This is a genomic window from Amycolatopsis nigrescens CSC17Ta-90, from assembly GCF_000384315.1.
GTDB classification, from domain to species: Bacteria; Actinomycetota; Actinomycetes; order Mycobacteriales; family Pseudonocardiaceae; genus Amycolatopsis; species Amycolatopsis nigrescens.
Window position 1 is genome coordinate 6,931,646 of sequence record NZ_ARVW01000001.1, and the last position, 13,394, is coordinate 6,945,039.

The 13,394-nt window shown below is 69.7% G+C and carries 12 protein-coding genes; 5 read left to right on the top strand and 7 right to left on the bottom strand.

Features of this window, described 5'->3' with window-relative positions:
• Together AMYNI_RS0132905 and AMYNI_RS0132910 are read right to left on the bottom strand one after the other, a co-directional pair.
• The gene (locus AMYNI_RS0132905) at positions 1-498 is read right to left on the bottom strand and encodes a Pycsar system effector family protein (protein WP_020672362.1); all 498 of its coding nucleotides are present in this window, start codon (positions 496-498) and stop codon (positions 1-3) included.
• A gap of 49 nt (positions 499-547) precedes the next feature.
• Positions 548-1,450, bottom strand: a complete 903-nt coding sequence (locus AMYNI_RS0132910) for a LysR family transcriptional regulator (protein ID WP_026361236.1) — start codon at positions 1,448-1,450, stop codon at positions 548-550.
• A gap of 148 nt (positions 1,451-1,598) precedes the next feature.
• On the opposite strand from AMYNI_RS0132910, the gene AMYNI_RS0132915 reads away from it, so the two are divergent.
• Positions 1,599-2,141, top strand: a complete 543-nt coding sequence (locus tag AMYNI_RS0132915; RefSeq protein ID WP_020672364.1) for a DUF6817 domain-containing protein — start codon at positions 1,599-1,601, stop codon at positions 2,139-2,141.
• Positions 2,142-2,155: 14 nt separating this feature from the next.
• On the opposite strand, the gene AMYNI_RS0132920 is transcribed toward AMYNI_RS0132915, so the two are convergent.
• Positions 2,156-4,195 carry an oxygenase MpaB family protein gene (locus AMYNI_RS0132920; protein WP_020672365.1) on the bottom strand — a complete coding sequence of 680 codons (2,040 nt, stop codon included), beginning with the start codon at positions 4,193-4,195 and terminating at the stop codon, positions 2,156-2,158.
• A 295-nt stretch (positions 4,196-4,490) separates the two neighbouring features.
• Between AMYNI_RS0132920 and AMYNI_RS0132925 the strand changes: the two genes are divergently transcribed.
• Together AMYNI_RS0132925 and AMYNI_RS0132930 are read left to right on the top strand one after the other, a co-directional pair.
• The gene (locus tag AMYNI_RS0132925) at positions 4,491-4,859 is read left to right on the top strand and encodes a GNAT family N-acetyltransferase (protein WP_020672366.1); all 369 of its coding nucleotides are present in this window, start codon (positions 4,491-4,493) and stop codon (positions 4,857-4,859) included.
• Positions 4,860-4,877: 18 nt separating this feature from the next.
• A complete protein-coding gene (locus AMYNI_RS0132930; protein WP_020672367.1) occupies positions 4,878-5,813 on the top strand; it encodes a DUF5996 family protein in 936 nt (311 codons plus the stop codon).
• A 64-nt stretch (positions 5,814-5,877) separates the two neighbouring features.
• Here AMYNI_RS0132930 and AMYNI_RS0132935 read toward each other — a convergent pair whose 3' ends face one another.
• Entirely contained in the window at positions 5,878-6,246 is a 369-nt protein-coding gene (locus AMYNI_RS0132935) for a hypothetical protein (protein WP_020672368.1), read from the bottom strand.
• Between the two features lie 177 nt (positions 6,247-6,423).
• On the opposite strand from AMYNI_RS0132935, the gene AMYNI_RS47530 reads away from it, so the two are divergent.
• The gene (locus tag AMYNI_RS47530) at positions 6,424-7,431 is read left to right on the top strand and encodes a hypothetical protein (protein ID WP_020672369.1); all 1,008 of its coding nucleotides are present in this window, start codon (positions 6,424-6,426) and stop codon (positions 7,429-7,431) included.
• Between the two features lie 4 nt (positions 7,432-7,435).
• Here the strand turns inward: AMYNI_RS47530 and AMYNI_RS0132945 are convergent, their stop codons facing one another.
• Positions 7,436-7,951 carry a winged helix-turn-helix transcriptional regulator gene (locus AMYNI_RS0132945; protein ID WP_020672370.1) on the bottom strand — a complete coding sequence of 172 codons (516 nt, stop codon included), beginning with the start codon at positions 7,949-7,951 and terminating at the stop codon, positions 7,436-7,438.
• Between the two features lie 61 nt (positions 7,952-8,012).
• Between AMYNI_RS0132945 and AMYNI_RS0132950 the strand changes: the two genes are divergently transcribed.
• Complete coding sequence (locus AMYNI_RS0132950) at positions 8,013-9,431, top strand: MFS transporter (protein ID WP_020672371.1); 1,419 nt, start codon at positions 8,013-8,015, stop codon at positions 9,429-9,431.
• On the opposite strand, the gene AMYNI_RS0132955 is transcribed toward AMYNI_RS0132950, so the two are convergent.
• Both AMYNI_RS0132955 and AMYNI_RS0132960 read right to left on the bottom strand, forming a co-directional pair.
• The gene (locus AMYNI_RS0132955; protein ID WP_020672372.1) at positions 9,415-10,314 is read right to left on the bottom strand and encodes a hypothetical protein; all 900 of its coding nucleotides are present in this window, start codon (positions 10,312-10,314) and stop codon (positions 9,415-9,417) included. The two genes, AMYNI_RS0132950 and AMYNI_RS0132955, sit on opposite strands and share 17 nt — an antisense overlap.
• Positions 10,315-10,376: 62 nt before the next feature.
• Positions 10,377-13,340 carry a 3-keto-alpha-glucoside-1,2-lyase-like domain-containing protein gene (locus tag AMYNI_RS0132960; RefSeq protein ID WP_020672373.1) on the bottom strand — a complete coding sequence of 988 codons (2,964 nt, stop codon included), beginning with the start codon at positions 13,338-13,340 and terminating at the stop codon, positions 10,377-10,379.
• Positions 13,341-13,394: the final 54 nt, after the last annotated feature.

The window sequence follows — 13,394 nt, forward strand, 5'->3', positions numbered from 1 at the left end:
TCAGATCGCGGCCACGATCGCTGCGGCGACCGCGAGGAGCAGGGCGGCGATGATGAGGGTGGTGGCGAGCCGGAGCAGCTTGAACTTCTTGGCGCCGAGCCTGGCCACGACGAGCAACCGTTCGCAGTGCCATTGCCGGGGATCATCCGCGATGGCCGCGAAGTGCCGGGTCAGCTCGGTGCCGGTCATCGACACGTAGGTGGTGAAGCCGCTCCCGCGCAGCCGCGGCCGCACGTTCCACAGCAGCAGGAGCAGGGCGAGGACGAGGAGGACGAGCGCGGCCCAGAACGTGAGCCGGGCCGCCGCCGGCACCGACGCCCGGGGCAGCACGGCCAGGCCGGCGGTCACGATCGGGCTGAACACCGCCAGCAGGATGCTGGTCTTGGTCTCCGTGCGCCCCAGCGCCGCGTCTCCCCGGCTCAGCTCGTCCTTGAGCAACTCGTCCAGCGACCAGCCTTCACGGTCGGCCGCGATCGCCTCGTTTCCGGTTCCTGCCATGCCAGCATGATGACCCAGGCCGTCCCCGCGCGGAGTGGAATCGGCCGAGTCACCTTGCCGGGTCCGCTCCGCCGAGGTCGGCGGTGATGGTGTCGGCGAACGTTCGGGCCTGAGGGCTGAGCGCGTCCCAGCGCCGATACGCCCAGCCGGCGGCCAGCGGTCGCAGGGCGGGGATCGGGACCAGCCGCAGGTCGGGGTGCCGGGCCGGGTTCCAGCCCGGCATGGTGGGCACGACGGCGCGGCCGACGCCGAGTTCGACCAGCAGGACCACGGTGTCCCAGTCGGCGGCGCTCGCGGCGGTGGGCGCGGTGATCCCGTGTTCGGCGAGCCGGGTGTCGAGCTGCTTGCGGGCGGTGGAGTTCTCCGGCAGCCGGATGTGCGGGATGCCCTCCAGACCGGCGAGTTCGAGGTGCGTGGCGCCGGCGAGCGGATCGTCGGCAGGGACGGCGAGCGACCACGGCAGTTCGACGACCTGGCGCACCTCGACCCCGGGGACCGGTGCGCCGATGGTGACGAACGCCAGGTCGGCTTCGTCGGCGGTGATCGCCGCGAGGCAGTCACGGCTGGAGACCCTGGTGCGGAACTCCAGCCGCACCCGCGGATAGCGCTGCCGGAAGGTGTGGATACCGCCGGTCATGAAGTGCCGGACCGTGGTGGCCCCGGTGGTGACCCGGACCTCGCCCGCGCTGCCCTCGGCGAGATCACGTGTCTGCCGGACGGCGGTGTCGATCTGGCCGAGGCCGGCACGCACCGCGTCCCGCAGCAGGCGACCGGCGTCGGTGAGGATGACCCCACGCGGTCGTCGCTCCACCAGGCTCAGGCCGATCTCCGCCTCCAGCCGCTTGACGTGCTGGCTCACCGCCGACTGGCTGCACGACAGGTCTCGCGCCACGGCGCTGAGGTTGCCCAGTTTGCACACGGCCAGAAAGACGCGAAGGTCCTCCAGAGTCACGATGCCCAAGCTAAACCTTGGGTCTTTCCAAGTAAACCCGAGAATTGACTGGGGTCTAAGGGATTGCGAAGCTGGCTGGCAGGGGGAGGGCGGCAACCTTGTCCGGCGCCGGGCAAGGTGCCGACCCGCCCGGAGAAAGGGGACCGTGATGGAACCGGACGCTTCGGTGGCCGTGGCGACCGAATTGCTGGCGGAACTCGGTGCCGGTGGCGTGGCGCATCCCGGCGGTACCTTGCTGGCGCACCTGTGCCGGGTACAGGCGCGGTTGAGCGATTGGGAGGCCAGGCCGGCGTTGCGGCTCGCGGGTCTGTGCCATGCCGCCTACGGAACGGACGGTTTCCCCACCGGGCTGCTGCCGCTGGCCGAACGTGACCGGCTCCGAGGAGTCATCGGCGACGAAGCCGAAGAGATCGTCTACGTCTATGCGGGCTGTGACCGGTCGAAGTCCTATCCGGCACTGGCCGGCGGCGGACCGCTCGTGGACCGGTTCTCCGGCAACGCGGTCCAGCCCGCCGGCCGGTTGCGCCGCGACTTCGCCGAGCTGACCGCGGCCAACGAACTCGACCTCGTCCGGGTGAGCACCGAGTTCCGCGAGCGGTGGGGTGCCGCGATTCGTGAGCTACTGCAAGGGTTCCGCCCCTTGCTCAGTGAACTCGCCCGGCGTGACCTCGACGATCTGCTGCCGGCCTGAACATCCGTCCGTCCTCATCGGGTGCGGGTGCCGAGGACGGGTTCGGACTCGACCAGGCCGACGTCGCTGGGTTCCTGGCGTTCGGCGAAGACGCGTTTGTGCTGTTTCGCACGCAGTTCCGGGTGGGCTTGGGCGGGTTTGGGGTAGCCGTAGCGCGCCCGGCCTTCGGCGGGGGTGAGCGTCTCGGGAGTGGTGGCCGGGATGCCGAGCAGGATCGGGGCCACCACGGGCATGGTCGAGGGGGACAGCACGTGCAGTGCGCCCAGTTGGAGCCAGCCGCTGATCCGGCTCAGCCGGAAGGAAATCCGCATGACCGGCACGATCAGCGCGTCCAGCAGGCGGCTCTGTCGGATGCCGGACATTTCGCGCATCCAGCGCGGCATGGACGCGTTGGTGGCGATGCGCAGGGCGGTGGTGATGATCAGTGTCGCCGGCCAGTACACCGGCGGCATCGGGGGCAGCATCACCTCGGCGTGCAGCAGGTGGTCCATGGTGGAGCGGGCGATCGGGGTGCCGGCCAGCTGGGGGCGCATCCGCTCGAAGTACGCGCGGACACCTTCGCGGTCGCGGGGGATGTCGGCGGGGTCGCAGGTCTGCAGTTCGGCCGCCGTGGCGCAGTCCGCCCAGTAACGGGCCTCCTCCTGCGGGCTGAGCTTGCCGGGGCCGTACTTCTCATAGGCGTACAGGATCGAGTGCCATGCGGTCAGGTGGATCCACAGCTGCGACTGGGGATCGTTGGCGTCGTAGCGGGCACCGCTGTTCGGCTCGATACCGATCCCGGTCGAATGGATCTTGACCAGGATGTCGGCGGCTTTCATGGTGTCGCGGCTGCCGGCGAACGCGACCATCGAGAAGTACCGCAGCGTGCGGTCGTAGCGGGCGCGCGGGCGGGTGCGGATCGCCTTGGTCGCGTCCACGGAGGCGATCAGTGCGGGGTCGAGCTCCTCGACGACGACCGCGCGCTGGAAGCCCACGGTGAGCGAAGTCGGGTAGGACCAGACCTTCCAGGTCACCGAGCCGGGGCCGAAGAAGCCGTTGTCGGTGTGCGGCTTGATCTTCAGGCGGACGTCCCGCGCGAGTTCCCGCAGGCGGGCCAAGGACTGCGGCACGTCGGCCTCGGCGCCGGTCGCCGAGGTCAGTACCGGCAGCAGCACCCGCAGCAGACCGAGCAGCAGCAGGCCGATCGCGCCGGTGCCGAGCAGGACCACCACGACCGACAGGAAGATCCACGCCGAGGGCGAGTCCCAGTTCAGGTCACCGGGGTAGCGGAGCACGCCGATGAGGGCGAGCACCCCGAACGGGACCAGCGCGGCCAGGCCGATCGCCCCGCGCCGCAGGTCGCCGTCCACCGTGGCGTGCAGGATCAGCAGACCGATCGTGACCATCCACACGCACAGCTCGCGCAGGTCCAGCACGCTCACCGGCCACGGCCACCAGGAGACGCCCTGCTCGGGGTCGGCGAAGAAGATCACCCCGGCGACGACCAGCCCGATGCCCTGGATACCGGAGATGACGCGTGCCCACCCCGGCATCGGCGTGCCCAGCGCTTCGGCGTCGTTGTCGAGCCGGCGGTTGAACTGCATCGGCAGCGTCACCACCGTGAGCAGCAGCGTGAGCCCGAGGCCCACCAGCCACACGCCTTCCACCGGCACCGTGATCGACACGCCGGCGATGTCGAGCTGACGCGACGGATTCAGGTCCCCGTCGTACAGGTTGGTGACGAGCAGGCTGCCACCGGCCAGCATGAGCGGGGCGAAGGCGGCGATCCGCGCGTTCACCCAGCCCGGCTCCAGCACGGCAAGTACGAACAACACCACAGCCGCGCCGAAACCCGCGCCCATCGTGGTGGCCGTGAGCGGGTTCGCCACGGTCCACGCGAACCAGACATCGGTCGCGCCGCTGCCCACGTACAGCACGAGGAACAGTGCCCCGGACAGCGGTATCAGCGGCCCGAACAAGCCGTCGCGTACGGCCGGATGCAGCGATTTGCCCGGCGGCTGCGGCACCTGCAACCGGTGCCCGGATACCTCTTCCGCCGATTCCGGTATGTTCATGGCACCTCCCCGAAGTTGACCGCAGTCTTCCATTCGGCCACGCGCTCCGGAAGTGGATCGGGAAAATTCCTACTCTAGGGTAGAATCGGCCGGTGTCGAGTGTCATCGCTGTGACAAGTGTGGCGCGAGCAGGTGCATCTTCCCAACGCGCGCTCGGCTGGAAACTGACATTTCAGCCGGGCATTCGGACGATTTCCGGTGGTAATACGGGTAATACGTAGTTCTTACGTATTTCTACCGACGCCGGATGTCGAGCGGATCTTCGCGGCATGACGTATTTTCGCAGGGTATCCGTTTGCGGCAGCCGAAGACCGGAAAGGACGCCATGGAAATCGCGGTTTCCGACGCACCCGAGCAGAGCCGGTACGAGGCAAGGGACGGCTCGGCACTGGCCGGCCTTGCCGCCTACCGGCTCACCACCCGCGGCCTGATCGTGTTCACCCACACGGAGGTGGACCCGGCCTACGAAGGCAGCGGCGTCGGTTCCAAGCTGGCCAGGGCCGCGCTGGACGACGCCCGCGAACGAGCGCTGCGGATCGTGCCGCGGTGCCCGTTCATCGCCAACTGGGTGACCCGCCACCCGGAGTACCAGGACCTCGTCTACCACCCACCGGCCACCGAGAACACCGATGCCGCCGATGCCACCGACCAGAAGCCGATCTGACCTCAGAAAGTTGGTTCCATGGAGCTGTTTCCGGCCATCCCCTTCGACCAGTGGCGCGACACCAAGACGACCGTGCACCTGTTCTGCCAGGTGGTGGGCAAGATCCGGCTGGCGGCGAGCCCGCGCCGCAACCACTGGTGGAACGTTCCCTTCCACGTCACCGGGCGCGGCATCACCTCCCGCCCGACGGGCCTTGCCGACGGCAACCCGATCTTCACCGTGGACTTCGACTTCGTCGACCACCGGCTGATCGCGTCCACAGTGGATGGACGTGCGGTGTCGTTCCCGCTGCCCGGCCACTCGGTGGCCTCGTTCTACCGCGACGTGCTCGAAGCGCTGGAAGCACTCGGCGTGCAGGTGGACATCGCCGACCCCACGCCGTTCGGGTTGCCGGAGAAACATCCGCCGTTCGCCGAGGACACCGGGCACGCCAGCTACGATCCGGTCTGGATGAACCGAGCCTGGCAGGTGCTCTCGCAGGTGAACCTGGTGCTCGAAGAGTTCGCGGCCGGCTTCTCCGGCAAGGCCAGCCCGGTGCACCTGTTCTGGCACAGCTTCGATCTCGCGCACACCCGCTTCTCCGACCGCCGCATCCACCAGCCCGCTGCCGACCCCGTCACCCGCGAGGCCTACTCACGAGAGGTGGTCAGCTTCGGCTTCTGGTTCGGTGACGACACCGGCGGTGACGCCGCCTTCTACTCCTACACCGCCCCCGAACCCGCCGGCCTTGCCGAGGAACCGCTGCACCCCACGGCAGCCGCGTGGACCACCAGCGGCGGCGGTCACCTGGCCCTGCTGCGCTACCAGGACGCCCGCACCGACCCCGACCCGCGGTCCGCCGTGCTCGCCTTCCTCGACAGCGCCTACCACGCCGGCGCCCGCCGGGCAGGCTGGAACGTGGACGACCTGGCCTGCCCCGGCGGCGTCACCGCCGCCGGGAGTCCGGGCCGCTGACCGTCTACTTCGGATGGTCGCGCCGGTGCCGCTGGGTCCAATTAGGACTCTCCGGTGACCGGGCTCAGCCGCCGGACAGCGGGGACACGTTGAAGCTGTAGTAGTCCTTGTGGGACTCCGAACCGCTGCCCTGGCCCGGCGGGAAGATGGCGTCGATGAACAGGCCGCCGCCGCAGTCGGGCTCGGCGAACAGGTTGAGCACCGAGTTGCCGGTGCGGTTCGCCAGGTAGTTGGCCTGCTCGCCGAGCAGGCCCTGGACGTTGTAGCACTTGCGCGGTTCCAGATCGTTGATCGGGACCGGGAACGGCACCGTCGGGGCCGACCAGATGGCGCTGTCGGCGGCCGGCGTCGCGCTCGCGTTCCCGGCCGTCCCGGTCAGCAACGCGGCGGACGCGGCCAGCACCACGGCGCCGGGCAGAACACGGTGGACCATCACGAAGTACCTCCCCTTTCAGGCTGAACCCGCTCCGGATCTTGCCAGAGGAGTGGACGGGACATGACCGGAACACTCAAACCGGGTCTGATCAGCGAGGGTTTGCGGTAACGCCCGCCGTCCTGGGCTCGATATCCCACTCGACACCATGGGGTGACGCACAGTGGGGGACTGCACATGCGAATCCGGGTCGTTCTGCTCGCCGCGGCGAGTGCCCTGCTGACCGTCATGCCGCTGGCTTCAGCGCAGACCAGCGAGGCCGGCTGCGTCTGGTCGGAAACGCCGATCCCTCCCGCGGATATCGTGGGGCTGCCGTATGTCGCGGGTGGCACTGGGCAGGGCGACTTCGCCGGCTTCGTGCAATGGGTGAGCCCAGGGGGCGAGTTCTTCAAGGACATGGTGCTGTGGAACCGCGACGGCTCGTTCGGCCGCAAGCAACAGCCCCCGGCCGGCTTCACGCTGACGAGTGCGGTGGACGAGAACAGTTCCGGCACCGTGTTGCTCTACGCGACAAGGCCCGACGAGCCCGGCTCCGAGATCTTCCGCTACCACGGTGGGCACCAGGGCCTGGGTGTCTACGAGCGGCTGCCCAGGCCCGAGGGTTTCGGGGCGGTGACGCCGGTGGCGATCAACGATCGTGGCGATGTGCTGGGCGAAGCCGACGACAAGAACGGACACTCGGCACCCTGGCTGTGGCCCGGTGACGGCGGTTCCCCGGTCACGATCACGCTGCCCGCGGACAACTCCTTCATCGCCGCCGACGACCTCGACAACGACGGAACCGCCCTGCTCTACCTCGCCAAGGGTTCGCACCTGTGGCGCGCCGGCCAGGTGATTCCCCTCGCCACTCCGGAGGGCTACCGGTTGACCTCCGCTCGCTCGATCCGCGGTGGAATCGTCGTCGGCTCCGCCCGCGCCCTCGACGATGTGGCCACGTACCAAGGTTTCCTCTGGATCGACCCCGCCAAGCCCCAGCCGATCAAGGACAGCGCCTTCGGCGACTTCGTCACCAGCGGCGGCATGGTCGTCGGCCGAGATCCCGGCTTCGCCCCGGCGGTCTGGCAGCACACGACCTTCGTGGACACCTTCCCGGCCAACGGTTCGCCGACCGCGGTCTTCGACGACGGCAGCATCCTCGGTGCACGTTCCGGCGGCTACTCGGTCTGGCGCGGCGCCTGCCCCTGACCGGTCAATGCTCGATCGGGGTGAGCATGCGGTGCGGCCGGTCGAGTGCGCTGGCGACGCGGTCGTCGCGGCGCATGGCGTTCCGTCCGGTGCCGGGGCGCACGATCAGATCGGCGGGCGGGGGAGTGTGGCCGCAGGCCGGGCAGTGGCCGTGGTCGTCGAGGTCGGTGCCGCAGGCGGCGTGGCTGAAGACGCGGGTGGGATGCGGTCCGGTGGTGTACTGCTCGCCCCACTTGGACAGGGTGAAGATGGTGGGCCACAAGGCATGGCCGGCGTCGGTGAGCAGGTACTCCGGATGTCCGTCGCGGTCTTCCCTGGTGAGCACGCCCGCGTCGAGGAGGGTTTCCAGGCGGGCGGTGAGCACGGCCCGGGAGATGTCGAGGTGCTCGCGGAGGTCGGTGAAGCGGCGCACCCCGTAGAAGCAATCGCGCAGGATCAGCAGGGTCCAGCGTTCCCCGACCACTTCGAGTGCGCGGGCGAGGTAACAGCCTTGCTGGTCGTATCCGGTTCCCAGTGCCACGGGTCCAGCCTACCCGGCATATGGTCTGTTCACCAGACCGATAGTGTGCAATGGTGGTCTGGTGAACAGACTGAGCATCGCATCCGGCGCCGGCCGGACCGTGCGGGAGCAGGGCACGCGCTTCGTGCCGGCGCTCGCGCTGACCTCGATCAGCACGTTCGTGGCCATGGTGGCCTACGCGGGTCCGCTGGGAAACGCGACGACGCTCGCGGGGGCGCTGCACGCCTCGCCGGGGGCGGCGACGTGGATCTTGAGCTCGATGAGCGTCGGACTGGCGGTCAGCTTGCTGACCGCGGGAACGCTGGCCGACCAGGCCGGTCGCCGGCGCGTCTTCGTGCTGGGGTCGGGCGTGTTCGCGGCCGGCTCGGTGCTGTGCGCGCTGGCGAGCGAGCCGGTGCTGTTCGTGACCGGCAGGCTCGTCGCAGGGGTGGGTGCCGCCGGCATGATCGCGACCGGGCTGGGACTGGTGGCTGCGGTGGTCTCTGCGGCCACTGAGACCACCCAGCGGACCAGGTCGGCCGCCTGGTGGGGAGCCAGCATGGGGCTGGGCATCGCGGCCGGCCCCTTGGTGACCGGCTTGTTCGACCTGACGACGTGGTGGCAGGCGACGTACTGGCTGCTCGCGGCGGCCGGCGTCGTCGTCGCGGTGGTCGCGCGATGGTGCTTCACCGAGACGGCGGCGCACCCGGAACGGCGACTCGACCTGCTCGGCGCCGCGCTGATGACCGCGGGGTTCGCCACCATGCTGATCGCCATGATCGAGGCGCGGCAGGGCGACGCCGTGGTCGCGCTGGTGTGCGGCGGGGTCGCGGTGGTCGCGTTGGCGGCGTTCGTGGTCAGCCAGAAACGCGGCCGCTCGCCGATGGTGCGGCCCGAGCTGTTCCGACGCGAGGGTTTCGCGGTGGCCACGGTGGCGGCGGCGAGCACCGGTGCCGGGGTGATCGCGCTGATGTCCTTCGCCTGCACCTTCCTCACCGCGGGCATGGGGCTGACCAGCCTGCAGGCCGCCCTCGCGCTCGGGCTCTGGTCGTTCACCAGCGCGGTGCCCGCCGTGCTCAGCCGCCACCTGGCGCCGCGACTGAGCGGCACCGCCCAGCTGACCATCGGGTTGGCCGCCACCGGGGCCGGACTGCTGCTGCTCACCGGTCTCGGCTCGGCCTCGACCGTGGGGCGGCTGCTGCCCGGCCTGCTGATCGCCGGCCTCGCCACCGGTGTCCTCAACAGCGGCCTCGGCCGGCAGGCGGTCGCCACCGTGCCCGCGGAGCACGCGGCCATGGGCACCGGGGTGAACAACACGGCCCGCTACCTCGGCGCCTCCATCGGGGTCACCGTCGTCACCATCCTCGCCGCCGGTCGCAGTGCCGACACCGCCGCCCAGTTCACCGGATGGAACCAGGTCACCGTGCTGACCGGGATCATCTCGCTCGCCGGGGCGCTGTCCGTGCTGGTGTTGTCCCGGCTGCCTAGCCGGTCGAACTGAGCATGCCGTTGCGCTTGAGGATCGAAAGGGCGCTCACCGTGGCGTAACCGCGCCATTCCAGGGTGGCCGCGGCGGAATAGTTGGCGAAGTCGACGAGCCAGCCTCCGTCGCGCTGCTGCCGGTCCGCGAGACGGTTTAGCTCGGCGTCGATCACGTCCGGCGCGAACAGGCTCCGCGCCGGACGGTCGGGCAGGGCCGCGAAATCCAGCGGACGCATCATTTCGTCCTCGGCGCCGCCGTCGACGTGCACGAGCCCGTTCTCGGGGAGGTAGTCGCGGAGATGGTCCAGCAGCTCGGTTGCCTCGGGATGGGTGTCGTGCGCGGCGTCGAGGAACTGCACGGCGAAGGCGAGCACGAGGGCGTGCGGCCGGTCATCGAGCTTGCGGATCGCGGACAGGCAGTACTCGGTGGCGCGGGCGAGCCAGGGGTGGGCGGCCACGTCCGGATCGTGCGCGGCGACGCGGTGGGCGGTCGCCGTGACGATCGCGGAGATCTGCAGCGAAGACACGTTCGGGTCGGCGTTCGCCCAGAACGGCGCGCAGCCGGCCGGATTGGTCACGGGCAGCGCGAAGGGCAACCCGCCGTCGGGCAGGGTCACCGAGGCAAGCCAGTCGCAGAGCTCGGTGGCCTGCGGGCTCCGAGCCGGGGTGATCTCCGCGAACACCTCGAACGCGTGCAGCGCCGGTCCGGTCTGGCTCTCCGCGGACCGCAGGTCGGGCTCGAGGCCCCAGCCGAAACCGCCGTCGGGGTTGCGATAGGCCGCGAGGGCGGCGAGGGTCGCCGCTGGATCGCCTTCGCCGAGCAGATGCCGGTAGCGGTGACGGTCGAGGAGCCGGGCGTGCGTGGCAAGGAAATCCGAAGCCAGGGAAAGGTCGACGTGCATGTGCCCCATCATGCGCGGGCGGTCACGGCCCGTCTTGCATGATTCGGACGTCCTGACCGGTTTCAGAGCCGTTCGATCCAGACGTCGCGGAACCTCGGATTGGCCCCGGGATCGCCGTGGTCCTGCAACCGGATCGAGCCCGGCGACGGGTCCTCCGGCCGCCCCGCTCCGGTGCTGCCGTCGATTGCCACATCGTCGTGTACCAGCCGGCCGTTCCACCACACGGTCACCCGTGCGTCGGCCACCTTGGTGCCGTCGCTGCCGAAGCGTGCCGCCCGGAACTCGATGTCGTAGGTCTGCCACGTGCGCGGCGCGGTTGCCGCGTTCACGTCCGGCGCCTTCTTGGTGTAGACCGCGCCGGCGTCGTTCGTCTTCGGCGCGGTGACGCCGAAGGACTCCAGCACTTGGATTTCGTAGCGTTCCTGGATGTACACCCCGCTGTTGCCGCGGGCCTGTCCGGTCACGTCCGGCGGGTAGTCCGGCTGGTACCACTCGGCGTGCAGCCGGAAGTCGCCGAACTTCTCCTTCGTGCGGATGTCCCCGCCGAGCGACTCCATCGAGCCGTCCGCCACCGGCCACGCCGCCGGGCCGCCGGCCGTCGCCTCCCAGGCGTCCAGATCCGTCCCGTCGAACAGGGGGATCCGCTCGGTGGGCGTTACGGTGATCTTGTCGAGGTTCACGTGGCCGTCGTCCTCGGGTTCGTAGACGAAGGCGATCGTGTTCGCGCCGGCGCGCAACGGCACCGATTCGACGTGGGTGGCCCACTGGTCCCAGGTGCCCGTGCTGGCGAGCCAGATCTGCTTCTGCTTCACGCCGTTGACGTACAGGCTCATTGATTTGGTCACCGGCGCCGGATCGGGGTTCGGCCCGTTCGCGTACCGCAGGGCAATGTCGTACCGGCCGTCCTGGCCTGCCCGGACGGCGAACGTGGTGCTGGTGCCCGGTTCCCAGTTGCGGTCGACGAATCCGGCGCCCGAATAGCCGGCGTGGTTGGTGTTGAAGCCGGTGCCGCCGGCCAGCGCGGCGGACTCCGCCTCGTACTCCGGCGGCGGCACCGAACCGTCCGGCAGCGTGTTGAGGGTGTACCACGCCTCCGTGCTCCACAGCTCGTCGCCGGACTCCGCGGCGAACGGGCGCGGGGAGTGCACGTACACCACGCGGCCCGGCCGCAGGCCGTCCACCATCAGCGTCACCGTCTTCCGGTCCGCCGACAGCGCCGCCGAGGTCACGTCGAGGGTCTCTTCGTCCACCTTGGGGCCGCCGTACTGCGGTGTCGGCACGTACCGCCACTGCGCGGCCTGGTACTTCGACGCCAGGTCCCGCGCGGTCTCCTCGGACAGCGGCTGGGTGTACTCGATCTCGAACCCGCCGTCGACCGCGCGCATGGCGAGCATGTCGAACGCGTCACTACCGCTGAGGGAAAGCTTCTGCAGGCCGTGCTTGAGCTTGCCGGCCTGTCCCCAGTTGCCGCCCGCGCCGATACCACCGGTGTAGATCGCGCCGTCCGGGCCGAGGCTGATCCGGCTGACACCGGACTCCAGGCCCTGCGTCATCCGGAACACCGCGCCCTGGTACTCGCCGCCGACCTTCTCCAGGTAGGCCCGTTGCAGCCCGCCGTAGGTCACGTCGCCGAAGACCAGCTGCCCGGCGAACACGCCGTTGGGCAGTACCACCGGGTTGCTCGGCGAGTTCGAGATCTCGCCGTGCGGCAACCAGAGCACCGGCTCGGTCACCGGCTTGCCGTCGAACGGGCCGTCGGGGTTCATGTGGTGGTTGAAGAAGCGGTCCTGCTCGATGCGCACCAGCTTCGACGTCGGCAGGTACGCGCCCTGGTTGTCGGTGACGAAGATGTCGCCGTCCTGGCCCCAGCCGATGCCGTTCGGCGTGCGCAGCCCACCGGCCACATAGGACACTTCACCGGTGTTCTTGTCGATCTTGAGGGTGCTGCCGCGGTTGGGCGCGGGCTGCGGGTCGGCGGTGGCGCCGCCGTGGTTCATCGCGATGCCGAGGCTGACGTAGAAGTACCCGTCCCGGTACAGCAGGCCGAACGCGAACTCGTGGTAATTGCCGCCGAACGGCCAGGTCGCGATCCGGCGGTACTCGTCGGTGACCTCGTCACCATCGGTGTCGACGAGCGCGGTCAGCCCCTTCTTCTCGGACACGTAGAGCGTGCCGTCGACGTACTTGATGCCCATCGGCTCCTGGAGGTCGCCGGCGATCTTCTTGGTCGTCACCTTCGACGGGTCGGTCGTGCCGGTGACGCCGTCGATCAGGTAGACCTCGCCGAGCACGGTCTCCTGCGCGCCGCCCCAGGTGGAGATGGCCATCCTGCCGTCCGGCAACCAGTCCATGCCGGTGACCTGCGGCTCGAAGCCCGCGGGGCGCAGATCGGTCAGCGTGTAGCCGGGGTGCACCCCGGTCAGCGGCAGCCCGTCGCCAGGGGACTCCGTGACGCCCTCGCACTGCTTGCGCCCGGGGGAGGTGACCCGCGTGACGTCGGCGTCAGTGCTCAGCGCCGAGTTGGGTACGACGGAGAAACCGCTCGCGCCGGGCGGTTTCCATTCGAGCCTGAGCCGCTGGTCGAAGTCCGCGTCGAAGTGATCGATGCGCAGCGGCTGGTAGCCCTCGGCAAGCTCGATCGAACCGTCCTTCGGGGTCGCCCCGTGCCGGCCGCCGTGGTCGATGACCTGTGCGCCGCCGACGAGCAGCCGGGCACCGTCGTCGCTGGTGAGCCGGAAGTCGTACTTGCCGGCGGTGTCGATGTCGAGGTAACCGGTGACCTCGGTGACGAACCGGTCGGTGATCCCGAAGTGCTCCGCGGAGGACCAGTCGATCGTCGGCATGAGCTTGTCGATGTTGGGCGTCTGACTGGGTTTGAGCGTGCAGTAGTGCTCCAGCGGGACCTGCACGTCGAACACCCGCAGCGTCACTCCCGGTTCCTGCGGCGGGATGTCGGGCTGCGCGAGGGCCGGGGCGGGAAGACCGATGGCCAGAACTACGGCGAGCAGGGCGACGAACGGCCGCATCGGCCTTCCTCCTCGGGCAGGGACGCGGCCCGCGCTCCGCTGCGCGAAAACCGC

What these genes read in the sequence shown, in the direction of transcription:
- AMYNI_RS0132905 (WP_020672362.1), bottom strand. Translation starts at nt 498, where the DNA reads ATGGCAGGAACCGGAAACGAGGCGATCGCGGCCGACCGTGAAGGCTGG.
- AMYNI_RS0132915 (WP_020672364.1), top strand. Translation starts at nt 1,599, where the DNA reads ATGGAACCGGACGCTTCGGTGGCCGTGGCGACCGAATTGCTGGCGGAA.
- AMYNI_RS0132920 (WP_020672365.1), bottom strand. Translation starts at nt 4,195, where the DNA reads ATGAACATACCGGAATCGGCGGAAGAGGTATCCGGGCACCGGTTGCAG.
- AMYNI_RS0132930 (WP_020672367.1), top strand. Translation starts at nt 4,878, where the DNA reads ATGGAGCTGTTTCCGGCCATCCCCTTCGACCAGTGGCGCGACACCAAG.
- AMYNI_RS0132935 (WP_020672368.1), bottom strand. Translation starts at nt 6,246, where the DNA reads ATGGTCCACCGTGTTCTGCCCGGCGCCGTGGTGCTGGCCGCGTCCGCC.
- AMYNI_RS47530 (WP_020672369.1), top strand. Translation starts at nt 6,424, where the DNA reads ATGCGAATCCGGGTCGTTCTGCTCGCCGCGGCGAGTGCCCTGCTGACC.
- AMYNI_RS0132955 (WP_020672372.1), bottom strand. Translation starts at nt 10,314, where the DNA reads ATGCACGTCGACCTTTCCCTGGCTTCGGATTTCCTTGCCACGCACGCC.
- AMYNI_RS0132960 (WP_020672373.1), bottom strand. Translation starts at nt 13,340, where the DNA reads ATGCGGCCGTTCGTCGCCCTGCTCGCCGTAGTTCTGGCCATCGGTCTT.